The sequence below is a fragment of the Vampirovibrio chlorellavorus genome (genome assembly GCF_003149375.1).
GTDB classification, from domain to species: domain Bacteria; phylum Cyanobacteriota; class Vampirovibrionia; order Vampirovibrionales; family Vampirovibrionaceae; genus Vampirovibrio; species Vampirovibrio chlorellavorus_B.
Genome location: NZ_QFWH01000007.1, coordinates 42,077 through 64,189, shown reverse-complemented (window position 1 = coordinate 64,189; position 22,113 = coordinate 42,077). Strand labels below are relative to the sequence as shown.

Annotated in this window: 21 protein-coding genes; 9 read left to right on the top strand and 12 right to left on the bottom strand. The window is 55.1% G+C overall.

The window, feature by feature from the left end; all coding sequences use genetic code 11:
* Positions 1-203: 203 nt before the first annotated feature.
* The 3 genes from DF283_RS09920 to DF283_RS09910 all read right to left on the bottom strand — a co-directional run bounded on the left by DF283_RS09920 (position 204) and on the right by DF283_RS09910 (position 2,660).
* Entirely contained in the window at positions 204-608 is a 405-nt protein-coding gene (locus DF283_RS09920; protein WP_303674664.1) for a Crp/Fnr family transcriptional regulator, read from the bottom strand.
* 180 nt (positions 609-788) lie between these two features.
* Complete coding sequence (locus DF283_RS09915) at positions 789-1,805, bottom strand: electron transfer flavoprotein subunit alpha/FixB family protein (RefSeq protein WP_303674663.1); 1,017 nt, start codon at positions 1,803-1,805, stop codon at positions 789-791.
* Between the two features lie 66 nt (positions 1,806-1,871).
* Complete coding sequence (locus DF283_RS09910; RefSeq protein WP_303674661.1) at positions 1,872-2,660, bottom strand: electron transfer flavoprotein subunit beta/FixA family protein; 789 nt, start codon at positions 2,658-2,660, stop codon at positions 1,872-1,874.
* A 268-nt stretch (positions 2,661-2,928) separates the two neighbouring features.
* Between DF283_RS09910 and DF283_RS09905 the strand changes: the two genes are divergently transcribed.
* Positions 2,929-4,158, top strand: a complete 1,230-nt coding sequence (locus DF283_RS09905; protein ID WP_303674660.1) for an alpha/beta hydrolase — start codon at positions 2,929-2,931, stop codon at positions 4,156-4,158.
* A gap of 88 nt (positions 4,159-4,246) precedes the next feature.
* Here the strand turns inward: DF283_RS09905 and DF283_RS09900 are convergent, their stop codons facing one another.
* Complete coding sequence (locus DF283_RS09900; RefSeq protein ID WP_303674659.1) at positions 4,247-5,077, bottom strand: YfdX family protein; 831 nt, start codon at positions 5,075-5,077, stop codon at positions 4,247-4,249.
* Between the two features lie 416 nt (positions 5,078-5,493).
* Here DF283_RS09900 and DF283_RS09895 point away from each other — a divergent pair, with 416 nt between their 5' ends.
* The 6 genes from DF283_RS09895 (at position 5,494) to DF283_RS09870 (ending at position 9,462) form a co-directional block, all read left to right on the top strand.
* Positions 5,494-5,787, top strand: coding sequence for an ArsR/SmtB family transcription factor (locus DF283_RS09895; protein WP_303674658.1), 294 nt, complete (start codon positions 5,494-5,496; stop codon positions 5,785-5,787).
* A 31-nt stretch (positions 5,788-5,818) separates the two neighbouring features.
* Complete coding sequence (locus tag DF283_RS09890; protein WP_303674657.1) at positions 5,819-6,364, top strand: rhodanese-like domain-containing protein; 546 nt, start codon at positions 5,819-5,821, stop codon at positions 6,362-6,364.
* Between the two features lie 48 nt (positions 6,365-6,412).
* Complete coding sequence (locus tag DF283_RS09885; protein ID WP_303674656.1) at positions 6,413-7,192, top strand: MBL fold metallo-hydrolase; 780 nt, start codon at positions 6,413-6,415, stop codon at positions 7,190-7,192.
* Positions 7,189-7,947: a sulfite exporter TauE/SafE family protein gene (locus tag DF283_RS09880; protein ID WP_303674655.1), complete on the top strand. Its 759-nt coding sequence runs from the start codon at positions 7,189-7,191 to the stop codon at positions 7,945-7,947. The genes DF283_RS09885 and DF283_RS09880 overlap by 4 nt, the downstream gene beginning before the upstream one ends.
* A 109-nt stretch (positions 7,948-8,056) precedes the next feature.
* Complete coding sequence (locus DF283_RS09875) at positions 8,057-8,527, top strand: Lrp/AsnC family transcriptional regulator (protein WP_303674654.1); 471 nt, start codon at positions 8,057-8,059, stop codon at positions 8,525-8,527.
* 50 nt (positions 8,528-8,577) lie between these two features.
* Positions 8,578-9,462 carry a hypothetical protein gene (locus DF283_RS09870; RefSeq protein ID WP_303674653.1) on the top strand — a complete coding sequence of 295 codons (885 nt, stop codon included), beginning with the start codon at positions 8,578-8,580 and terminating at the stop codon, positions 9,460-9,462.
* A gap of 74 nt (positions 9,463-9,536) precedes the next feature.
* Here the strand turns inward: DF283_RS09870 and DF283_RS09865 are convergent, their stop codons facing one another.
* The 7 genes from DF283_RS09865 to DF283_RS09835 form a co-directional block, all read right to left on the bottom strand.
* Entirely contained in the window at positions 9,537-10,160 is a 624-nt protein-coding gene (locus DF283_RS09865) for a hypothetical protein (protein WP_303674651.1), read from the bottom strand.
* Positions 10,161-10,274: 114 nt separating this feature from the next.
* Positions 10,275-10,991, bottom strand: coding sequence for a biotin--[acetyl-CoA-carboxylase] ligase (locus tag DF283_RS09860; RefSeq protein ID WP_303674649.1), 717 nt, complete (start codon positions 10,989-10,991; stop codon positions 10,275-10,277).
* A 25-nt stretch (positions 10,992-11,016) separates the two neighbouring features.
* A complete protein-coding gene (locus tag DF283_RS09855; RefSeq protein WP_303674648.1) occupies positions 11,017-11,988 on the bottom strand; it encodes a hydroxymethylglutaryl-CoA lyase in 972 nt (323 codons plus the stop codon).
* Between the two features lie 81 nt (positions 11,989-12,069).
* Positions 12,070-12,627: an acyl-CoA carboxylase biotin carboxyl carrier protein subunit gene (locus DF283_RS09850; RefSeq protein ID WP_303674647.1), complete on the bottom strand. Its 558-nt coding sequence runs from the start codon at positions 12,625-12,627 to the stop codon at positions 12,070-12,072.
* Positions 12,615-14,159, bottom strand: coding sequence for an acetyl-CoA carboxylase biotin carboxylase subunit (locus tag DF283_RS09845; protein ID WP_303674646.1), 1,545 nt, complete (start codon positions 14,157-14,159; stop codon positions 12,615-12,617). The genes DF283_RS09850 and DF283_RS09845 overlap by 13 nt, the downstream gene beginning before the upstream one ends.
* 20 nt (positions 14,160-14,179) lie before the next feature.
* Complete coding sequence (locus DF283_RS09840) at positions 14,180-14,992, bottom strand: enoyl-CoA hydratase/isomerase family protein (RefSeq protein WP_303674645.1); 813 nt, start codon at positions 14,990-14,992, stop codon at positions 14,180-14,182.
* 86 nt (positions 14,993-15,078) lie between these two features.
* Positions 15,079-16,689, bottom strand: a complete 1,611-nt coding sequence (locus DF283_RS09835) for a carboxyl transferase domain-containing protein (protein ID WP_303674644.1) — start codon at positions 16,687-16,689, stop codon at positions 15,079-15,081.
* A 458-nt stretch (positions 16,690-17,147) separates the two neighbouring features.
* On the opposite strand from DF283_RS09835, the gene DF283_RS09830 reads away from it, so the two are divergent.
* On the top strand, positions 17,148-17,399 hold the full coding sequence (locus tag DF283_RS09830) for a hypothetical protein (protein WP_303674642.1): 252 nt from the start codon (positions 17,148-17,150) through the stop codon (positions 17,397-17,399).
* A gap of 142 nt (positions 17,400-17,541) precedes the next feature.
* On the opposite strand, the gene DF283_RS09825 is transcribed toward DF283_RS09830, so the two are convergent.
* On the bottom strand, positions 17,542-20,199 hold the full coding sequence (locus tag DF283_RS09825; RefSeq protein WP_303674641.1) for an HD domain-containing phosphohydrolase: 2,658 nt from the start codon (positions 20,197-20,199) through the stop codon (positions 17,542-17,544).
* 339 nt (positions 20,200-20,538) lie between these two features.
* On the opposite strand from DF283_RS09825, the gene DF283_RS09820 reads away from it, so the two are divergent.
* On the top strand, positions 20,539-22,062 hold the full coding sequence (locus DF283_RS09820; RefSeq protein WP_303674639.1) for a GGDEF domain-containing response regulator: 1,524 nt from the start codon (positions 20,539-20,541) through the stop codon (positions 22,060-22,062).
* The last annotated feature ends 51 nt before the right edge of the window (positions 22,063-22,113 follow it).

Sequence of the window (22,113 nt, the reverse complement as noted above, 5' to 3'; positions counted from 1 at the left end):
ACAAAAGCAAAAACGGGTCAGCCAGCGCTGGCCCGTTTTTTTATGCTGTCTCATTTTTTTAGGATGATTCAGTCCGTTATTCTCGCAGAACAATTCCCGCAGAACCGGGAAGCCAGTACCAAATGGCCCTGACGAAATTTTCTCTGACCGCTAACGCAACGCTCAGAATACGGCCTTTCTTGACAGCTTGAAGCGTGAAGCAATCAGCTTGTAAAAAGTTTTAAAAAGCGCTTCAGGGGGTGATTCATCCGGTATTTCAAAATGGAATTTTCCTGGGAGGTTTCAGCCAGACGAACACTCAGCGTTTTGATCATCGATTGTACGATGGGTGGGGTCTGGGCCAGATAAGCCTCCATTTTCTCCCGGGGGATCACCTCCAGGGTGACAGCCGACTGGGCGACCACGGTGGCCGTGCGGAAACCGGTATCATCAAACAGGTACATTTCCCCGAACACATCACCCGATTTCAAAACGGTGATGGGGATGCGGTTAATGCCGCCGGTTTCCTTGCAGATGAGTACCTGACCTTGCTGGATGAGAAAGGTCTGGGCCCCGCAGGTTCCTTCGGCAATAATGACTTCTCCGGGAGCAAACTGTTTAATGGTCATCTCAGCGTTTACCTTGCCCTACTCAACATCAGCGGACGTGGCCGATCTTGAAAAACTCATCTGCATTCATTGTAACGGCTGTCCGGAATTTTGTGTCAGTTGGGAATCGTTCCGAACAAGCCAAAGCCCTTTTCCATTGGATGAAAAAGGGCTGGAGGCCTGTGTGTGTCGTGTGGGGAGTTACCCGTGCAGGCTCAGGTTTTGCTGCCGGATCACCCGGGTCAGTTCAGGCACAATGGTTAGGGCATCGCCCACGATGCCAAAGTCCGCCGTCTTGAAAATGGGTGCGTTTTCATCCCGGTTGATGGCAATAATCAGTTGACTGGTGTTCATGCCAACCAGATGCTGAATGGCCCCCGAAATGCCCAGGGCAAAGTACACTTTGGGACTGACCGTTTTGCCGGTTTGCCCCACCTGCTCGGAGTGCGGACGCCAGCCAGCGTCCACCACGGCCCGGGAAGCGCCCACTGCCGCCCCCAAGGCTTCAGCCAGCGCTTCCACCACCTGAAAATTACTGGATTCTTTCAGGCCCCGTCCCCCGGAAACGATAATTTCCGCCTCTTCCAGTTTTTTAGCCCCTTTGGCTTCCGACTGCTCAACAGCAATCAGTTTGACCCGCTCCGGTACGCCGCTCAGGTCGGGCGTGACGTTCTCCACTTCGGGCTGAACGGTTTCATTCGGCACCGGCTTGGGGAACGCCTTTTTCTTCACCGTGATCAGTTGCGGAAAGGCCTTGGCCGTCACACTGGACAATAAGCCCTCCGCGTAGCAAGCCCGGGTGACTTCCACCTTGCCCTGCGCGTTCAAATCCAGATCGCTGGCCTGGGTAATCAGGCTGCCGCCGGAACGAACGGCCACCCGGGGCATATAATCCGCCACCCCGGAGGACGCGCCAGCCAGAACCACATTGGGTTTTCGCTCAGCAATCAGGCTGGATAAAGCCGCTGTGTAAGCGTCCACATTGTACTCGCTCAAACGCTCATGATTGAGGCAAATGACCCGGTTGGCGCCCAACTGCCCCAAGGCTTGCTGGGCACTTTGACAACTCTGGCCACCGCAAATCAAAATCCCGGTGACCGGCTGACCCAACTTGTCGCCCAGACGTCGAGCCGGGGTCAAAAGCTCCTGACTGGCCTCGGTCAACTGGCCATCGGCGGTCAATTCGGCAATGACCCAAACGCCCTGGAATTCACTCATTTCACTATCCTCTGTCTCACTGAAATACAGGCTTAAAACGGTTCCTGAACGGAAGAAGATCGAGACTTACAGCACCTTGGCCTCTTTCAGGTAATCCAGCAACTGGTTGACGGCCACAGCCGGATCGCTGCCGTCCACCACTTTTCCGCCCGCTTTGGCCGGACGCTGCCATGTTTTAAGCACCTGGGTGGCGGCTCCGGAAGCCCCTGCCAGGGCTGGCGCCAGCCCCAAATCCGCCAGTGTTTTAATGGGGATGTCGGTTTTGTTGGCCTTCATGACCCCTTTAATGTTGGAGCTGCGCAACTCGTAATCGCACTTCATCATGCAGGCCACGGCAGGCAGTTGCAGGCTCACCGTCTCGGTGCCCCGTTCAGTTTCCCGCAGCACAGTCAAAGTGGCCCCTTCCAGTTTTGCATCCTTGCCACTGGTGACGCTGGGAAGATTCAGCAATTCCGCCACCATGGGGCCTACCTGTCCGGCGGCGTCATCCAGGGCCAACTGCCCAAACACCAGTATCCGGGCATCCGGCACAAAGGCCTGAACCCCCTGGGCCAGGGCCCGGGCTGTGGAAAGACTATCCCCCTCGTTCAGCGCTTCATCGGATAACAGGAAAGCGGCGTCCGCACCGGCGGCAATGGCTTTTTTAATAATTTCTTTGGCGTTGGCACTGCCCAGGGTCAGCACGGTGACGGTGGCCTCGGCCCCGGCCTGTTCTTTCAGGCGCAATGCGGTTTCCAGAGCGTATTCATCGAAAGGGTTCATCATCATGGGAACCCCGTCCAGCACCGGCTTGCCATCACTGAACCTTAACTTGGTGTTGTCCAGAACCTGTTTGATAAAAACCACGATTTTCATGGCGACCCTCTTCCTAACTCAGTCTCGACGCTCAATGAAGCCTCTCGAAAACGGCCCCTTGCCCATCCGATTGGATATACCCTTCACTTTATTGGAAAACGGGGGATTCCGCAAGCGCTTCCCCCGGTCCCGGGGCATACGGGCCTAAAGTAATTTGAACCCGAGGCACAGGACCTCAACCGGCGCACAAAAATTGCTTGTCCATTGTTAATACTAAACACCCCAAAAGCCCCTAAGGCGATACCCAAAGCCAGGCACAGGCATTCATATGAGTATTCGGCAAGCCAGTTTCCATTTTCATTCCGATTCGGGTCAACCCGCGAATCTTACCCCAAGAACCCAGCGGGCCTTGCGGGGTGTGTCCGCAGCGACACCCACCAAAACCGATGCCTTTCAGGGAAAACCCGGCAAAATGTCCGCTTCCGTGCAATTCGCCGGCGCGGTTCGTCCCGGAAAAATTCGGGCCTTCTTTCAAAATCTGGGCCAGGTGTTTGTTTACGGCCTAAAGCGAACCGGGGCCTTTTTCAACTATCTGGGCAGCCAGGTTAAAACGGCACTCTTTCTGTTTTTGGGCGTGTTCGCCTTTTTGCCGCTTAAAAACAGCACCCGCCAATGGGTCGAGCGTCTGGCCGTCTTTCCGCCGGTCAAGGTCAAGGATTTACCGTTCAAACACGCTGACAGCCTGCAACAGAAAATTAAGGATCAGAGCTTTAACCTGTACGAAACGGTTCGTGGCAAGTTAACCGGAATCAAGAACACACTGGGGATTGATGCCAGCACCGATCACATTCGCCTGCGGGCCTGGCACATTCCGGCCAAAGCGGGTAAACCCACGGTGTTGTTTCATCAGCAGCGGGCCAGCAATATCAGCTATCTGGGGCCCATTATGAAAACCCTGGAAGAGCAGGGTTACGGCGTTTTCGTTTACGATTACCCCGGTTATGGCAAAAGTGCCGGACGGGCCAGTGAAGCGGCCATGTACAAGGCCGGGCTGGCCGCCGCCAAAAAGCTGGAAAGCCTTCAGGTGCCGGTGGGGCAGCAGGTGCATATGGGGTACTCATTGGGGGCGCCGGTGGCCTCCCGGGTGGCTTACTGGCTCCAGCAGCAGGGTCAGGGCCCCAAAGCTATCGTGTTAGTGAACGGATTCCCCTCTCTCAAAAAAGTCGTTCAGCACAATCTGGACAAACGCTTCTTCATGCTGAAATCGCTGATTGGGCCAAAGTCTGTGGAGCGGGTGCAAACCCGGCTCAATAGCGAAGACTATCTAACCCGGATAAGCAATGTCCCCACCCTGTTTATTCACGGAGAAAAGGACGGCTCGGCGCCCGTATCGCTGGTGCGGAAACTGAGTGCGGCAATGCCCGGTCACAGCCGCTTCAACCAGATAAGGGTTCTGCCCGGCGTAAAGCATAAACTCAAGGAATCCGACTACAAACAAGTGGGGGAGCAGTTCTTTCAGTTCATGAAAGCAAAAGGACTGGAAGCCCCCACCCCCTGACCGTCAAAACCAACCGACACCCGGTAAGGGAATCGATTGGCTTTGAGGGTTTTCAATCAGTTTAAGGGTTTTCAGTGCAGCCTGCCGATTAAGGGGCGGGCACGGCTTTGGGCAATTTCATCTGTGTGCTTTTGCTGGTTTCCATAACCACTTCCTGAATGTGCTTCAGGGAGTCGGTGAGCAGCTTGTGCGCCTCTTTCGCTTTCCCCTGCTCCAGCAGGGTCTGCGCGCCCAGCACATCCTGCTTGGTTCGAGATACCGGCAGGTTGGCTTCCGCGTAGATTAACTGGCTCTCCACATCCACCAGATGCTCGGTAGCGTGGGCCTTGTTCTTTTCCTGAAGGCTTTGCTTGGCCATGTTTAAGTGCTGCCTGGCCTTGGGAACGGGGGTGACCGTCTCAAACATCATAATGTCCTGCTCCAGCGGAACCAGATCCTTGTCCGTGCTGATCTGCCCGGCCTCAAGCTGTTTGCGGGTGGATTCCACCCGGTTGATGGCGTTGCCGGTGGGCTCCGTTTGCTGAATGTGATCCAGCAAGGTCTGGGCCTCGCTCAGTTGATGCTTGGCTTCGGGTAGCTGGTTATGTTCAATGGAGTTTTGGGCGGCTTCAATTTTATTCACCGCGTCATTGGCCCACTGGGAAACCTGCGGGCTCTGCTCCTTTTTCGCGGCTGGTTTCATAACCGGGCTGATCTCTTTCTGAACAGTCTCCTGCACCTTTTTCATTTCGGTTTCAACGGTCTTTATCACCGGTTTAACCATTTCTCCAGCCTTGGCGGCGGGATTTGCCGGTGCCTTGACCGGAGGACTCGCGGCCATGGCATCCGGGTTTGAGGGCACGCCAAGACACACGCATGTCCCGAGTAGCAAATAGGTTACTTTTCCCAGTGCGTTTTGCCAGTATCCAGACCAGTTCATTGGTATCATTATTGACTCCCCTCCTTCGGTTGTGAACACATCCGATGCTTCCGACTACCCCGAGAGCAACACCATGCCAGTGCCTCTCTTATTGTTTCTCTCTCTCTTTGTAGTTGCCTGATTTTATTTTTTTCTCTCTAGCGACTTCTATGCCCCAAAATTCGCCCCGAAATTTATGAGTCACTGTCCGGCACTGGGCCAGTCCGCTCATCCATAAGTCCGGGTCTACCCGATGGCGACAGTTGTGTTGAATTTTAACACTTCTGTTCACTTCGTAAAGGCTAATTTATGGCATTACCCGGTTGGGCAGGTGGGCCTTGTTGCGGAATTTCCTGAGGTTTGGCTGGTTTGGGACGATACTTCTTGATAAATCTAAATATAATGATATTATGATATTTAGATAAGGAGCCAAGACCATGGATCTGGAAAAAATCGAAAAAGCGAGCCGCTGCCTGAAGGCCTTGTCCAACCCTATCCGTCTGGCCATTTTGTGTGTGCTGAAAGACGGCGAGCAGAGCGTGCAGGCCCTGGAAGCAGCCGTGGGAACCTCGCAATCCAATATGTCCACCCATTTGGCGACCCTAAAAGACAAGGACATTCTGGTGGCCCGCCGGGAAGGAACCCAGGTGTTTTACAGAGTGAAAGATGAACGTTTATTGGAGCTGCTGTTCCTGCTGCAACGTATTTACTGCCCCGAACTCCCCGTTTAACCCGTCCCCCATCAAAATAGAGGACCTGACAATGAACGCCATGCAACGCCTGAAGGCGGATCAAATTTCTGCGAAAGAAAACGGATTCAAAAACGAATTCATTATCGACGTGCGGAGTCCGGATGAATTTGCCCAGGAGCATATTCCCGGCTCCGTCAATATTCCCCTGCCCCTCCTGTCGGCTTCCGTGGACCAGTTAAAGTCCCTGCCAGAACTTATTCTGAGCTGCCGCAGCGGTAACCGGGCCAATCAGGCCTATCAGCAACTACAGGCCATGGGGTTTCATAATGTTCGGCTTTTGGAGGACGGCTTGCAAGGGTGGAAAGCCGCCCGGCGAGAAACCGTTTCCTTCAAAAAAGGCTACAGCATCATGCAACAGGTGCAGATCATTGTGGGCATCATGGTGCTGACAGGCACCCTGTACAAGCCCCTGTGGTTTCTGGCCCTGATGGCCGGGGCGGGCATGCTGATGGCCGGACTGACCAACACCTGCCTGATGGCTGTTCTCCTGGCCAAACTGCCCTGGAATCGAATCGGAAGGGATTCAAAGTCTCCTACGAATTGCAGTTTGCCATAGTGTCTGCATTCCCCCCCAAATTAGCCTTTGAATTCAGGAGTTCTCACCATGTTGCAGAAAAAAATCGAGCGTGGAATCTTGCCAAAACCCAGCATCAGCCCCTACATTCCCCTGCACTATCAGCACTTTGCGGTGGATGTCTTTTTCGAGGAACCGGCGGAAATCTATCCCCTGTGGAGCGGGGAAGGCAACCTGTCTTACTTCATTCTCAACCCGCAAAGCAACGAGGTGGTCCTGATCGACCCGGATCTGGAAATTCTGGGCTCCTACCTGCTCACGCTGGATCAGCACAAGCTGCGCCTGACTGCGGTCATCGACACCCACACCCATGCCGAACACGCCACCGCCGCCCCCACCCTGAGCCAGTTGTTGCAAGTGCCCTACCTGATGCACCAGCAAGCACCCTCTCAATTTGTCACTGAACGGGTAAAAGACGGTGACCAGCGCACCCTGGGCGGGATGGCCTTCCAGTTTTTGCACACCCCCGGCCACACCGTGGATATGACCACCATTCGCCTGGGTAAGCGGTTGTTCACCGGCGATAGCCTGTTCAATAAAAGTTGCGGGCGGGCCGACTTACCGGGCGGTGACGCGGGACAGCAGTTCCAGTCCATTCATCAACTGGCCCAGTTCCCGGCGGATTTCACCATTCACCCCGGGCACGATTACAACAACCACCTGAGCAGTCCGCTTTCTGCCGTCAGTCAACACAATCACCGCCTCCAGATTTCATCTCAAGCTGAATTTGTGGCCTTCATGAACGCGCACTACGCGCAGGAGGAAAAACCCGATCAGCTCGAATACTACGTGGCCTTTAACGCCCAATGATGTGGATTCTGACCCTGTTCTGGGGGCTGTTGATTGGCCTGATTCTCGGATTGCTGGGCGGTGGCGGGGCGTTGGTCAGTATCCCCATTCTGCTGTACGCCTTCCACTTCCCCTTCCGGGAGGCCGTGGGAGCCAGCCTGCTGCTGGTCGTTCTGGGCGCGTTGCCCAGCCTGCTTTTGTACTGGCGCCAAAAAGAAGTGGACTTGCCAGCCGCCCTGTGGATGGGGCTGGGTGGCAGTGTGGGCGCCTTTCTCGGAAGCCAGTTCGCATCCTCCATCCCGCAGGCCTTTTTGATGCAATTACTCATCGGCTTGATTCTGCTGTCTGTGTGGCGCTTGTACTGCCCCGCCCCGATCCGTGTAAGCAGCAACCGCCCGGTGAACGCCCCGGGTCAGATCCTGAAGTTACTGATGGCCGGTTTGGCCATTGGGGTGTTGACCGGACTGGTGGGGGTGGGCGGCGGCTTCCTGATAGTCCCGGCCCTGATCCTGTTTCACAGGTCAGAACCACGGCGAGCCATTGCCACGTCCCTGCTCATTATCTGCCTTAACGCCGCCTCCGGTACGCTGGGCTATTGGACGAGCCTGCCCTGGGGCAACCCCATTTTTTATGGCCTGATGTTTAGCACCGTGATTGGCAGTCTACAGGGTTTTGCCCTGAGTCGAAAAGTGGGATCGCACCGGTTGAAACAAGGCTTTGGCCTGCTGCTGTTGCTGATTGCCATCCTGTTGCTGGTTAAACCGCCCGTTGCCTGATGCGGTCAACCGTTCAGGCCGCAAGCCGTAAAGCCAAATAAAATTCTGAAAAATACACAGCAATCAAAATAGATTGCTAAAAATAGCCATTTGTTCTAAATAATATTCTATGGATGTTATTGATCAGCACATTCTTCGCCAGCTTATGCTGGACGGTCGCCTGAGTAACAACCGGCTGGCCAAAGCCATCGGCCTGTCCGAATCGGCCACACTGGAACGGGTGCGACGGTTGGAGGGAAGCGGCATGATCAGCGGGTACGCCGCCCTGGTGGAACCCGCTCAGGTGGGTCGTCCTCTGGAGTTGTTTATGACTTTCACCCTCAAGAACCAGAATCCCGCGGAAATTGAGCGCTTTGAAGCCATTGTGCGGGATCTGGACGAGGTGCTGAGTTGCGCTCAAACCCTGGGTCAGGCGGATTTTCTGGCCCATGTGGCGGTGGCCGATATTCAGGCCCTCTCCCAATTTATCAACCAAAAACTGTTGCCCTTGGGGTGCATCGATCGCATGGAATCCATGACCGTTTTAAAGATGTTGAAGCGGGCCCATCCGCCGCTGCCCGCCATCCACACCACGACATAGGCGGGTTCCGTTTTTGTAGAACATCGTATAAAGTGAAGGAGGGAAAGCACATGACTGTATTAGCAACCGGGACTGAGGGCAAAGCGATGACTTATTCTGTTCAGGATCTGAACCAAATGGATTATGAGCGCTTTACCAAGCTGGTGGAGCGAGAATTTTTGCAGCACCCCATCGTGGTCAGCAACCGCTTTACCCAATGGTTTGCCTCCGGCGATGTGACCATTCCCCAACTGCGGCACTTTGCCATTCAGTTTTCCGTGTTTTCCAACCTGTTTTTAATCGCCCAGCTCAAAAAAATGCTAAACGCCGACTCGCTGGAATCCATGCACCAAGCCAAAGAGATTCTGGCCAATGAGCTGGGGGTGATTTTCAACCATAAGGGCAAGGCCGCTCCAGCACAATCGGGCGATAACACCGATCAGGAAGGCGACCCGGAATTCGTCAGCACTGAAGGCACCATTGAAGGGGGCACCTTCCGCTTTGGGGCGGCGCATTTTGAATGGCTCCTGAAATTCGGCAAGCCACTGGGTCTGGGCTTCGATGATTTGGGCAAGCGCCGTCACGGCACGGCCTCTACCCTGTTTTTCTGTGATGAACTGTCCCGCCTGTATGGCAGCGAAGACGCCAGCATTGCCGCCGGGGCCAGTTTTGCCATTGAAAACTGGGCCGCCGCCGGGTTCTGGCAGGAACTGGAAGACGGGTTGCTGAAAATTCGCAAAACCCAGGTGCCGGATTTATCGTTGGCCTTTTTTGCCTGGCACAACCGGCTGGAAGCCCAACACGCCGCCCACACCCAGGAGGAACTGAAAGAGATCTTTGAGGATCCCCGCTTTGATCGGGCCAAATTTTTAGCAGGCGGCAAGGAAATGCTGGAAGGCCTGGCCGCCTTCTGGAATGGGCTAGAAGCGGATCGCCTGAACGGCGTGGTGGCTTAACCCAACAAATACTCATAAACGACTGCGGACTCTCTGGCTGGGCACAAGCCCCAAAGGGGAGTCCGTTGTTTTGCTTACCAGCTGAACCAGCTCGGATCAAAGCCCGTATCAGGCCCGGTAGTTCCTGCACAACCACCTTGAATACTACCAGCTCTCATCTTATTTCGGGTGGTCAAAAAGCCATCGGCGTACAGTGCAAAATAGATGGACTTTCCTTGCCCATTGAAGGTATTCACCACATAATCCCCATTGAATGTGCCATCGGGATCATAGAGAAAATCCAGGTAATTCAGGCTGGTGGTTCCCCCAAGCCGACAATTATTCAATAATAACAACACGCCCCCACCATGCAAGTCCATACATGGGTAAAAACTATTACAGGTGTACCACCACGAGTACCGAGGAGTATTATCCACGGTACTGCCAGAGGTCGTATCGTAGGATATGTAGTTCATGTAAGGGGTCAAATCGGTTGCCCGTGTGTTGGCGTTCACCAAGCCATTGATTTTGTGAATATAGAAAGCCTCGGAGATCATGGCCGCCACGGATTTGGCCCTGGCGTTGTTTTGCCCGTTTTGCTGGGCGCTCAACACCTTGGGAATGGTGAACGTGGCAATTTCCGCCAAAATGAGCAGGGAAATCAATAATTCCGACAAACTGAAACCAGCACGGATACCTTTGGGATCACGAATTCGCATCTCAGTCCTCTCAAATCGGTCTGGAAATTTATCTGATATCTTTATCGACCATTGGGTCTAATACTTTAATGTGAGGATTGCATCAATTATAAACGTTCAGGGTAAGCATATCTTCTATAACGTGGGAGGTATCCTCAATTCAGTTCCGGGCAGTTGGCATTCACGATAACGAGCCAAAATGGACCGATGCTCCCCCAGAATCAAAGCCCGGTACAGGTCATCCACAGTACCAGCAATGGCGTCACACAATTCCCGCATCAGGGCTTGCCCCTGCCCTCCATCCAGACGTAGAAACTGCTCAAAGTGATGGGGCGGAATACAGGCTTGCAGGCTAATGGGCTGGTTACCCCGCCCTTCCTCTAAACAAGCCGCAATGATGGAATCCTGTTCAAAGACGTTAATGCCAATGCCCGTAATCAGGGCCTGACACTGATTCTGGCTGATCAGGCTTTCCACCAGAATACCGCCCAGTTTTTGCCCATTCACGCACAAATCGTTAATGGGTTTCAGTTGAAGCTCCAACCCCGTCAGATCCCGAACGCTTTCAGCGCAGGCCACCCCGGCGGCGAGAGTAAACAGGGGGGTAATGGGCACCAGTGCGGGGGGCACCTCCACCCACCCGGCAAAAGGATGCACCACGGAAAAATATAACCCCGCCCCGGCAGGCGAATGCCAGGTGCGCCCCTGAGTGCCTCGACCGGCGGTTTGCTGATGGGCCCGAATGATGGCTGGCCCGCTCAGGGCTTCCGCCTGTAGCAGGCGCCTGGCCTCCTCGTTGGTGGAGTCCAGTTCAGGAGCCTCTATATAGTGAAAGCGCGTCTGTGGGAACATTCGGAGGGGATTGCTTGCGTTTGCGTTATAAGGGACTGGCCGGTGGGTAGGTCACTTGCCCCAGATACTCCAGATTGCCGATATCGGCCACCAAATCATCCGTATTTTTCAGGACCTGCCGAATTAACGCCGATGCCTCGGCCAGTCTGGCTTCATCCACCCCGGTCTGAATGCCTTGTTTGTGCAGAAAATGCACCAGAGCATCAGTGGAGAGATTGCCGGAAGCCCCCGGGGCGTAAGGGCAACCACCCAGCCCCCCGGCGGAGGAATCGAAGATGGAAATACCCAAATCCAGAGAGGCCATCACATTTTCAAGGGCCAGCCCGTTGGTATCGTGGAAGTGCATGGCCAGTTGCTCTAAGGGTAAAAACCGAAGCAGGTGGCTCAGGGTGTTTTGCACATCATCGGGCACGGCCTGCCCGATGGTATCCCCGATGGACAGCTCCTGCACGCCCATGGCCAGCAAGCGCTGACAGACCTCTAGCACCGGCTCTTTCTCAACTTTGCCCTCAAAGGGGCAGTAAAAGGCGGTGGAAATATAGCCCCGCACGAACAGACCTTCCCGGTTGGCCCGCTCCACCACGGGGGCGAAGACGGCCAGGGATTCCTCAATGCTCATATTGATGTTGTTTTTGGTAAAGCTGTTGGAGGCCGCCGTGAACACGGCAATCTCCCGAATTCCCGATTCCAGAGCCCGTTCCAGCCCTTTAATATTGGGCACCAACGCCGAATAATGCACCCCGTCCCGAGGGGGTAGACTGCGCACCAACTCCAGGGCATCGGCCAGTTGGGGCACCGCCTTGGGGCTGACAAAGGAGGTCACCTCAATGAATTTCAATCCGGCATTGGCCAGTTTTTCAATAAACTGCCGCTTGGTGGCCGTATCGATCAGGGCCTTCTCGTTCTGAAGGCCATCCCGAGGGCCCACTTCCACGATTTTGACTGTTTTGGCTTTGCCTGCGTTGTCGGGGTTCACTGCGTTGATCGGATTTCCCATGGCGGCTGTTCTCCCTGGCTGGTGTGCCTATATTGTAAATCGTCCCTACGGCAATACAAGCCAAATCGCCTTTGCTCAAACTCAAGCGGGCTCTTCCGGCGGGGTGAGGGTCACCTGCATCAGCAGGGCACCCATGTCCACCAACTGCCCGGCCTCACAACGCACTGTCTTCACCATGCCCGCCGCTGGCAGTGTTAAGGTCATTTCCATCTTCATGGATTCCATAATAATCAGCGGCTGGTTAGCGGCCACGTTGTCTCCCGGCTGGGCCAGAATTTTAAGCACCGTACCCGGCATGGGCGCTTTAATATCCCCGTCGGCCACCAGCGAGGACTTGGCCCCCGTGGCTCGGGCGTGGGCGTTGTGCCGCTCCAGCGTATAGACCTGCCCTTGCAGCCAAATGCTCAGGCGTTCCACAGGGCCATCCGTTTGCTGGGTCATAAAAAAGGGCAGAATGTTCCCGTTCAGGTTCAGCCAACCTTCTCCCGAACCGCTCAGGACCACGGTGCCGGTTTGGGTTTGCCCCTCTCCCTGAATCGCCCCCTGTATCAAACGCTGAATGGAAAAAGTATTTCCCTGAAGCTGACACTCCAACACCTCTGGCGGCTGGCCCGGTACGGACAGTTTTACTTTTGGCATGACAAAGCCCTCCAGGCGCCCCCTTGCTGCCAAGGGGTAAATAGGGCCTGCCCACTCTCATCGGATTTCGCCGCATTCGAGTGAGAGCCGTTTTGCAACAGGCTGGCGCTGAGCGTGCCCAAAGCCCAAACCGCCTCCGATGGTTCTGGGGTGCGGACGGTAATGCCATGTTCGTCCAGAAAATGGGTGTGCAACTGCCCAGCCACAAAGGCCGGGTGATCCACGATGGCCTTTAGATATTCCACGTTGTTGGGCACCCCCAGCACCACAAAGCGAGACAGGGCCCAGCTCATTTTTTGCAGGGCCGCTGAGCGATCCGGCCCCCACACGATTAACTTGGCCAGCATGGGATCATAATGCACGGTCACTTCCGAACCCTCCCGTACCCCGCTATCCAGGCGGATAAAGGGCCCGCTGGGGGGGCGGTAAAAAGCCAGTTTTCCGATGCCGGGCATAAAATTGCGGGCCGGATCTTCAGCGTAAATGCGGCATTCCAGCGCATGGCCGGTCTGGCGGAGATCGGCCTGCTGAAAGGGTAACGGCAAGCCTGCCGCCACCTGAATTTGCAAACGCACTAAATCCAGTTGGGTGATCATCTCGGTGACCGGATGTTCCACCTGCAAGCGGGTATTCACCTCCAAAAAGTAAAACTCCCCGCTTTCAGAGACGATAAATTCCACCGTCCCGGCGTTGGTGTAGCCCATGGCCTGCGCCGCTTTCACCGCGGCAGAGCCCATCCGCTCCCGCAAATCGGCGTTTAGGGCAGGGGAGGGGCTTTCCTCGATGATCTTCTGGTGGCGGCGCTGAATGGAGCATTCCCGCTCGAACAAATGCACCCCATTCCCCTGGCTATCGCCGAAGATCTGGAACTCCACGTGGCGGGGCTTGGTAATGTACTTCTCCAGAAAGACCCGGGCATCGCCAAAGGCGCTTTGGGCTTCTCGGGCGGCTGCCGCAAAGGCACCCTCCAACTCCTGCGGCGAATGCACCAGACGCATGCCTTTTCCTCCACCCCCGGCGGCGGCTTTTACCAACAGGGGATAGCCAATGCGCTCAGCCTCTTTTTCAATCTGGGAAAAGTCGGTTTCCAAATTCCCGGCCCAACCGGGCACCACGGGCACGCCGGCCTGTTGCATCAGCGTTTTGGCGATGATTTTATCGCCCATATCCCGAATGACCTGCGGACTGGGCCCGATAAAGGTGATGCCAGCGGCTTGGCAGGCTTCGGCAAAATTGGCGTTTTCCGATAAAAACCCGTACCCCGGATGCACGGCATCCACGCCCATGGCTTTGGCCAGTTGCACGATTTTTTCGCCCTGCAGATACGTGTCCGCGGGCTTCTCGCCGGGCAGGTGGATTACCGCGTCAGCCTGTCGCACATGCTCGGCCTGTAAATCCGCGTCGGAGGCCAAGGCCACGGCCTGAATACCCATTTCCTGAACGGTTTTCATGACCCGCACGGCGATTTCTCCCCGGTTGGCCACCAGTATTTTATTAAATAAGCGCTGCTGCACCGTGCCCTCGCTCTGCATTGTTCATTGAAACGATTCCATCAATTGACCTTCTCCCCGACCTGCACCCAGGTCGGGCTGCGTTTTTCCAGAAAGGCCTGCATGCCCTCCTGCCCTTCGGCGGAAATGCGACGCTCTGCAATCAGCTTGGTGGTAATGTCCACGGCCCGTTCCCAGTCAAACCGGCACACCTGCTCGATCAGGATCTTGCTGTGGGCCAGGGCCTCCGGCCCGTTGGCGCACAGGGCGGCAAGCACCGTTTCAAGCTGGTTGTCCAGGGCGGCTTCATCGGGCAGCGCTTCAGAAAGCAGGCCGATGCGATGGGCTTCGGTGGCGCTAAATTTCTCGGCGGTTAAAAAGTAGCGACGGGCATGCGCTTCCCCGATTTTTTTCAGCACAAAGGGAGAAATCACGGCGGGCAGTAAGCCCAGCTTCACTTCGCTCAGGCAAAAACTGGCCGATGCCGTGGCGAAGGCCATATCGCAGGCGGCCACCAAACCCACTCCGCCGCCAAAGGCCGCCCCATGCACCCGGGCGATGACCGGCTTGGGGCACTGCTGAATGGCCCGGAACATGGCGGCCAGTGCATGGGCGTCCTCCACGTTCTGCTCAAAGCTGTAGTCCACCATTTGCCGCATCCAGTTGAGATCGGCCCCGGCACAGAAGGACTTGCCTTCGCCTCGCAGTACAATGGCCCGCACCGGAGAATTTTTACCAAAACCGGTAAATGCGTCTCGCAATTCGGCGATCATGGGGGCGTTAAAGGCATTGTGCAGCTCGGGCCGCCCCAGGGTCACGGTGGCAATGGCCCCGCTTGCTTTTTCTTCTACCGCAATCCGGATAAAATCTCCCACGCCTGTGTCCCTCTCATCTCCCTCTGACGGGTCTCGTCTGCACTAGCGTACCAGCAAGCGACAAACCTGTACAATGCCTGAAGCGCCTAAAAGCGGAATACCCCTTGTTTCCGATCGGGGAAGGGAGCGTTTAAAGATGCCGCTATGCCCAGCCCCAAAACCATACGGGTGTCCACGGGGTCAATAATACCATCATCCCAGAGGCGGGCCGTGCTGTAGTAGGCGCTGCTTTCCCGGGCGTATTTTTCCAGGGTGGGGGCCTTGAAGGCCTCCTCTTCCTCCGGGCTCATGGCCGGTTTGCCCTGGGCGGCCAACTGATCTTTCTTGACCGTGAGCAGCACATTGGCCGCTTGTTCCCCCCCCATGACCGAAATGCGGGCATTGGGCCACATCCACACTTGCCTTGCCCCAAAGGCCCGTCCGCACATGCCGTAGTTCCCGGCCCCGTAAGATCCCCCGATGATCACGGTGAACTTGGGCACCGAGGCGTTCGACACCGCCATGACCATTTTGGCCCCATCCCGGGCGATGCCGCCCGCTTCGTACTGACGGCCCACCATAAAGCCGGTGATGTTTTGCAAAAAGACCAGAGGAACGCCCCGCTGATTACACAATTCCACAAAGTGAGCGGCCTTCAGGGCGCTTTCCGAGAACAGCACCCCGTTGTTGGCGATGATGCCCACCGGGTATCCCAGAATGCGGGCAAAGCCACACACCAAAGTGGTGCCGTACAGGGCCTTGAACTCGTGGAAGCGACTGCCATCCACCAGCCGGGCAATGATTTCCCGTACATCGTAGGGTTTGCGAATGTCCTTGTTGATGATGCCGTACAATTCCGCAGGGTCGTACAAGGGATCTTCCGGTGGGTCCTGATTCAGGCGGGCCTGAGGCCTGCGGTTTAAATTCTGCAGAATGTTGCGGGTAATGCCGATGGCGTCCTCATCATTCAGGGCGTAGTGATCGGTCACCCCCGAGGTGCGGCAATGCACGTCGGCCCCGCCCAAATCCTCGGCGGAGACCTCTTCGCCGGTGGCCGCCTTCACCAAGGGAGGCCCGCCCAGAAAAATGGTGCCTTGCCCTTTGACGATAACGCTTTCATCACACATGGCGGGGATATAGGCCCCACCCGCCGTGCAAGAGCCCATGACCACGGCGATTTGAGGAAGCCCCTGCGCCGACATTTGGGCCTGATTGTAGAAAATGCGCCCAAAGTGGTCTTTATCCGGGAAGACCTCATCCTGCATGGGCAAAAAGGCCCCGCCGGAATCCACCAGATAAATGCAGGGCAGCCCGTTTTGCTGGGCGATTTCCTGGGCCCGCAAGTGCTTTTTGACCGTCATGGGAAAGTAAGTGCCCCCTTTGACAGTGGCGTCATTGGCCACAATCAGGCATTCCTGCCCATGAACCCGGCCAATGCCAGTGACCAGACCAGCACCCGGGGCAGCGTTGTCGTAGAGGTCGTAAGCGGCCAGGGCGCTAAATTCCAGAAAGGGAGTATCGGCGTCCAGCAGGGCCTCAATGCGATCTCGCACGAACCACTTGCCCCGCTGGGTGTGTTTTTCAATCAGGGCTTGCCCGCCGCCCAGCCGGGCCGCCAGAATGCGCTCCCGCAAGCGTTCAACCTGCTCCCGCATGGCCGCCGCGTTCTCCTGATACAACACGGACGTGGTGTTTATGGCTGAGCTTATAACATCCATAGCAAGGACTACCCTCGATTGCCTCAACTTAAACCTGTGTAGTCACCGAAAAATCAGTGTTGACAAAGAAATCAGATTTTCTGAAGGCCAGAACAAGCCGAATATTCCCTCGATCGCCCAACACAGCTCTCTTTATCTTAACCTCTTTGTAACAAAAAGATGACTTCCAGACAAATTGTAACGCATTGTAAAGTTCGATTTTTTTTCATGAAAACGGAAATCCGTTTAAGGGTCACCGCTTCCCCACACCTCATGTGTTTGTGGTGCAATTGCCCAGCTTTGCCACTTTAATTATGGAGGGCTGGAGGCTATAATAAAAATGTCGGTATACATTTTGAACTATAGTGGCAAGACAAGCTATACAGACACATTCCCAAACCCCTCCCGATGCCCTTGGCAGGCCACTTGCCGGACTCGGAAATGACCCAAACTCCCACCTTAAGGAAGTCCTACAACTCATGTATTACGATGGTCACGTCCACATTGAAGAAGAAGACCAATGTTACTCCTGCGAGTACTTTCTCAAAGGGGTCATGTGCCCGCTGCTGGAAGCATTGGCCGTGGGGGTGGCACATTTGGACGGTGATGTTCAGGTGAAGAACTGTGGCTTTTACGTTGAATTTAAACGGCACTTGCAAGTCGTGGACAAGCCGGACACGCTTGACACTCCGCCCGCCAACGACAAGTCCCGACGGTTCAAGTCCACCTGACCCCAGAGTCATCCTGTTGGCGTAAACGTCCGCTGTATGGCCTGTTCCGATTAATTAGGGAACCCCATTGGTGGACGTTTGCCTTTTGAATTCAAAAGAATGGGACCCGCTTGCCCGGCAACACGAGCAGGGGCAATGACTTTTAATCGGTCTTTCCGGTGAAGTGGTACAGGTTGCTGAACACCCGATGCACATCGGCCTCGCCCTTGCTCATCACCTCTTTGTTCAGGCACTTGTAATACTCACCCACGGTAATGCCCGGGTCCAGCTGCTCCAGCAGGCCCAGCCCCTCTTCGTGAACCCCGCTCCCCCGATCCATTAACAACACGGCACCCATGCGGAATAGCGGAATATTGAAAAAGGCGTCCACGCACTCCGGGTCGAAATGCGTGCCGGCGTCCCGTTTCATAATGGTCAGCACCTTGTCGAAGGCCATGCGATTGCGGTAGTGCCTGCGGGAGGTGATGGCGTCAAAGACATCGGAAATAGCCAAAATGCGCCCTGACAGTAAAATTTCCTGTCCCTTTAGCCCCCGATGATAGCCGGTGCCGTCCATTTTCTCGTGGTGAGAAGCGGCGATCTCGGGCACCAGTTGCAGATGGCGTTCAAAGTGGACGTTTTTCAGGATTTCATGGGTGTAGTAGACATGCTTTTGAATATGACGATACTCTCGCTCGGTCAGACGGCCATCTTTTTTGAGAATATCCTCCTGAATGCCAATTTTGCCGATGTCATGCAACAGGGAAGCGTACTTGAGGGCCTCCAACTCATCACGTTGCATTTCCATTTCCTCCCCCAACAGCAGGGAGTATTCGGCCACCCGCTCGGAATGACCGGCAGTGATGGGATCTCGGGCGTCAATGGTGCTGGAGAGAGTTTTCACAAAGCTGTCAAAGGAGATTTTCATCTCCTTGGCCAGGGTGGCGTTTTCCAGGGCCACCCCCGCATTGGTCGAAATGGCCGTTAACAAGTCCTCATCCACCTTGTCAAAGTGGGAGACCCGCTTGTTTAAAACCTGAAAGACGCCGATGATCTCCATTTTACGGTTGCGCATGGGCAAACATAAAATGTTCCGGGTTCGGTAGCCCGTCTTGCGGTCAATATCCTGATTGAAGCGGGGATCTTCGTAGGCGTCCCGGATATTCAGGATTTCCCCGGTTTTCACCACATATCCCGCCAGACCCAAATGGGCCGGAAAGCGGATTTCCTCACTGGTTTCCATACCGGTAGCCACTTTGGACCACAGTTCATTATTCTCCCGATCGTACAAAAAGACGGTGCAGCGCTCGGCGTCCAGGGCCTGCTCCGTTTCATTTCGAATCAGGGTCAGCAGTTTGTCCAGATCCCGCTCGGCGGACATGGCCTGCCCCACCCGCAACAGGGATAGCAGCCGCTGATTGGGGTTTTGGGGGGCCTGCTCCTCTGGCTGCTCGGACACGACCTGCAAGGCATCCATCAGGTTCAGGTCTTTCTCAAACACCCGGTCGTGGTTGGCCCGCTTTTCAACAATTTCTTGCCATTTTCGCTCGTCCAGCCGGAAGATTTCATCTTCAATATGGCTGATAATAAAGCTGAGCCCGTTGCTTTCAGCGATTCGCAATGACTCCAGCATGCTGGCCAAAGCCAGCTTCGGCTCATTGAGCGATAAATAAATCTTGCCCAGTTCAAAGTAGGTCTTGGAGAGTTCCGAAATGCTGCCCTCTTCCTTGAAGATGGCGATCACTTCACTCATCTCTTCAATAGCACGGGCCCCTTGCCCGCTCTGGTAATGCAGACAGGCCAGCAGGCGGCTGGCCATGGCAAAGCCCTTGCGGTATCCCTGCCGCTTGAAAATGGGCAGTACATCCGTCTCGAGCAGTTGCTGGGACTCCCCGAAGCGGAGCTGACTGTAATAAATGTAAGCCTTGTAAAACTGGCTCTTCCCAAAGGGGATGCGCATGGGCTTGTGGGTACACTCGGCTTCCAGCTGGGCAATCAGGGCCTGCGCCTGATCAAAATGCCCCTGATAGATGCTGAGCCGCACCAGATCGTTTTTAATGCGGGCGCAACGGTAGGCGTCCTCAAGCCGGATGGCGATTTGCAGGGCCTGATTCAAAAACCGCTCGGCCTGGGGGTATTCTTCCCGCAGGATGTAAATACGGCCAATAATCTGGCAACTGACGGCCTGCTCGGCCTCGCAACCCAGCCTTGCTTTAATTTCCAGCGCCTTTTGCAGGCACTGTATGGCCCGATAGTAATCGTTGGTATGCTCGTAGTGAACGGCCAAACTGTCCAGAATGCGGGCGGACTCAATGCCCTCCGGGTGGCAGAAGGTGCGGGCGTACATAAAATGCTTGACCGCCTCACCAAAGCGTTTTTCCCGATACCTGACCAGACCCTGATAGTGCAGGAGGCGGGCCCGCACTTCGTTCACGCCCACCTCGTGCATATGCACGTTAATCATCTTCAGGGCCTCGGAAAACAGGCGAGCCGACTTGTTGGCCGCATCCGGGGAATCGGTGTTGTACTTCAGCCAGGCCAGCTCTACCAGACACTCGATGGCCCCCAGGTATTGATGCTCCTGCAAGAAAAGACCATACGCCCTCTCCAGACAGGACAAGGCCTGCTCCGTATCCTTTTTGAAATTGAACAACACCCCCTGTTCATACAGGCTTCGGGCAGGAGAAGTTGAGACGTTTCCCGGAGTGCCCAGCGTGGCAAACGGACTCAGCCCGTCCTGAGGCTCTCCAACAGAGACCAGGCCTTGTATGGAGTCATACACCGGGTACTCTTCAAATGGCTGGGTATCCAAGCTGTCCATGAAAGATAGGGATCCGTTCCTGTCACTGTGCCCCGAAAAGGCTACCAAATCGGTTTGAAACCCTGATTTTGGCCTTGAGGCAATTTGTGCCCGCATCGAAAAATCGTTGATGTCATCATAAAGAATGAGTGCGCTTTAGGGCGTCCATCAGGCAGAGGAGTTTGAGATTGCCCTGACCCAGTGGCCGATCAAAACCACAGCGGCCAATGATTATTTTCCCCGGATTGTGATTGACGATGACCGCTTGATATTTCGATTGCTTGATATTTCGACAAATAAAGCCGCAAAAACAATATATTGGGATACGATAACTAATACGATTTAGAGTTTTCAAACGACGTGAACGTGTTCTCAGAGAGTCATAGTAATCCAGAACAGCTCAATGAGCCCGCCCGGCAAGGCAAGCCACTCATTCTGATTATCCATCAGGATGAACTGGTGGTGAACGCCTGTCGTCTGGCCCTGGAAAAGCATGGTTACGACATTGACTACGCCCAGGACGGCACCGAGGGGATCCAGAAAGTCTATCGACTGATTCCGGATATGATTTTGGCCGGTAGCACCACCCCGGAACTGAACGGCTACCAGATTTGCCGACTGGTCAAGAACGATCCGGTCATGCGCAAGATTCCCATTCTGCTGATTGCCGAGCAAACGCTGAAGATGGATCGCTTTTGGGGCATGAAGGCCGGGGCCGATGACTTTTTGGGAAAAGATGAATTAGAAGCCCGGTTGCTACAAAAGACCCAGATGGTTCTGGAAATTTATGACCGCATGAATATCCAGGAAAAAACACTGCTAAAGGCCAGCAACACCCAACATCCGTTCAATATCCGTACCCGTCTGAACCAGATTTTGGACACCTCGCTGGTTGAGTCCATGCTGATGGTGGAATTTCGCAGTCTGTCCGATCTGGTGCATGACGCCGATTTGATGAACTACATGTTCTTCAGCCTGCTGGAAAGCATTCTGGAATACGACGCGGCGGCCATTTTCTACAACGACACCGACAAAGGGCCCCGCATTCTGACCTTTCATTTGCCGGAAGGAGAAAAGCAGCCCACGGAAAAGATTGAGCAGCTGATGGAAACGTTTTTTGAGCGCTTTAAGACGCAGGGCTTGTCCCCTGCCCTGCTGGAGCTTCAGGAATCGCAAGTCATCGGGCAGCTGGATGACGAAGCGGCCGCCACCCATTACGAAACGGTTTATGTGAAAGATTTTTACCTGGATGCCACCCTGATTGGGGCCGTGGCCTTTTATGCCAAGCAAAAGGTGGATTACAGCAAAATTTTCCCGGTTCATTTGGTGGAAGACGAGATCCGGCTGCTGATGAAACTTCGCCATCTCTACTCACAGGCGCAAATGTGGGCGATTACGGACAGCCTGACGGGTCTGTTCAACCACAAGCACTTTATGAGCGTGCTGCAAAGAGAGTTCAAATCGGCCAAACGCTATGAACAGAGCATGGCCCTGGCCATGATTGGTCTGGATGGCTTTCGGGAAATGAACGAGGAGTGGGGGCATGCGTGCGGGGATCAAGCCTTGCAGCACGTTTCCCGCATTCTGGAAGAGAGTTTTCGGGGCATAGATTTTCTGGCCCGCTACAGTAGTAAAAGTCTGGCCGTTTTACTGCCACAAACCGCCCGGGAGCAAGCCTATGTAGCTTTGGAACGGTTTCGGGCCCGGGTTGAGAAATCATCCATGATCTGGCAGGACAACACCATGCCCCTGAAGGTGTGCGCCGGGGTAGTGCCCCTGAGCGAGCGACACACCTCGGTCTCCGCTCTGGTTCGCACCGCCGAGAATGCCCTCAGTGCCGCACGTCGTCGGGGTGGAAATTGCATTGAGATTTCAACCGACTGATATTAGAATGGGGTGCCTGCCATCCACTTGAGCAGTCGCTAGTTTTGGGCC

What these genes read in the sequence shown, in the direction of transcription:
- DF283_RS09920 (WP_303674664.1), bottom strand. Translation starts at nt 608, where the DNA reads ATGACCATTAAACAGTTTGCTCCCGGAGAAGTCATTATTGCCGAAGGA.
- DF283_RS09915 (WP_303674663.1), bottom strand. Translation starts at nt 1,805, where the DNA reads ATGAGTGAATTCCAGGGCGTTTGGGTCATTGCCGAATTGACCGCCGAT.
- DF283_RS09910 (WP_303674661.1), bottom strand. Translation starts at nt 2,660, where the DNA reads ATGAAAATCGTGGTTTTTATCAAACAGGTTCTGGACAACACCAAGTTA.
- DF283_RS09905 (WP_303674660.1), top strand. Translation starts at nt 2,929, where the DNA reads ATGAGTATTCGGCAAGCCAGTTTCCATTTTCATTCCGATTCGGGTCAA.
- DF283_RS09900 (WP_303674659.1), bottom strand. Translation starts at nt 5,077, where the DNA reads ATGAACTGGTCTGGATACTGGCAAAACGCACTGGGAAAAGTAACCTAT.
- DF283_RS09895 (WP_303674658.1), top strand. Translation starts at nt 5,494, where the DNA reads ATGGATCTGGAAAAAATCGAAAAAGCGAGCCGCTGCCTGAAGGCCTTG.
- DF283_RS09890 (WP_303674657.1), top strand. Translation starts at nt 5,819, where the DNA reads ATGAACGCCATGCAACGCCTGAAGGCGGATCAAATTTCTGCGAAAGAA.
- DF283_RS09885 (WP_303674656.1), top strand. Translation starts at nt 6,413, where the DNA reads ATGTTGCAGAAAAAAATCGAGCGTGGAATCTTGCCAAAACCCAGCATC.
- DF283_RS09880 (WP_303674655.1), top strand. Translation starts at nt 7,189, where the DNA reads ATGATGTGGATTCTGACCCTGTTCTGGGGGCTGTTGATTGGCCTGATT.
- DF283_RS09875 (WP_303674654.1), top strand. Translation starts at nt 8,057, where the DNA reads ATGGATGTTATTGATCAGCACATTCTTCGCCAGCTTATGCTGGACGGT.
- DF283_RS09870 (WP_303674653.1), top strand. Translation starts at nt 8,578, where the DNA reads ATGACTGTATTAGCAACCGGGACTGAGGGCAAAGCGATGACTTATTCT.
- DF283_RS09865 (WP_303674651.1), bottom strand. Translation starts at nt 10,160, where the DNA reads ATGCGAATTCGTGATCCCAAAGGTATCCGTGCTGGTTTCAGTTTGTCG.
- DF283_RS09860 (WP_303674649.1), bottom strand. Translation starts at nt 10,991, where the DNA reads ATGTTCCCACAGACGCGCTTTCACTATATAGAGGCTCCTGAACTGGAC.
- DF283_RS09855 (WP_303674648.1), bottom strand. Translation starts at nt 11,988, where the DNA reads ATGGGAAATCCGATCAACGCAGTGAACCCCGACAACGCAGGCAAAGCC.
- DF283_RS09850 (WP_303674647.1), bottom strand. Translation starts at nt 12,627, where the DNA reads ATGCCAAAAGTAAAACTGTCCGTACCGGGCCAGCCGCCAGAGGTGTTG.
- DF283_RS09845 (WP_303674646.1), bottom strand. Translation starts at nt 14,159, where the DNA reads ATGCAGAGCGAGGGCACGGTGCAGCAGCGCTTATTTAATAAAATACTG.
- DF283_RS09835 (WP_303674644.1), bottom strand. Translation starts at nt 16,689, where the DNA reads ATGGATGTTATAAGCTCAGCCATAAACACCACGTCCGTGTTGTATCAG.
- DF283_RS09830 (WP_303674642.1), top strand. Translation starts at nt 17,148, where the DNA reads ATGTATTACGATGGTCACGTCCACATTGAAGAAGAAGACCAATGTTAC.
- DF283_RS09825 (WP_303674641.1), bottom strand. Translation starts at nt 20,199, where the DNA reads ATGGACAGCTTGGATACCCAGCCATTTGAAGAGTACCCGGTGTATGAC.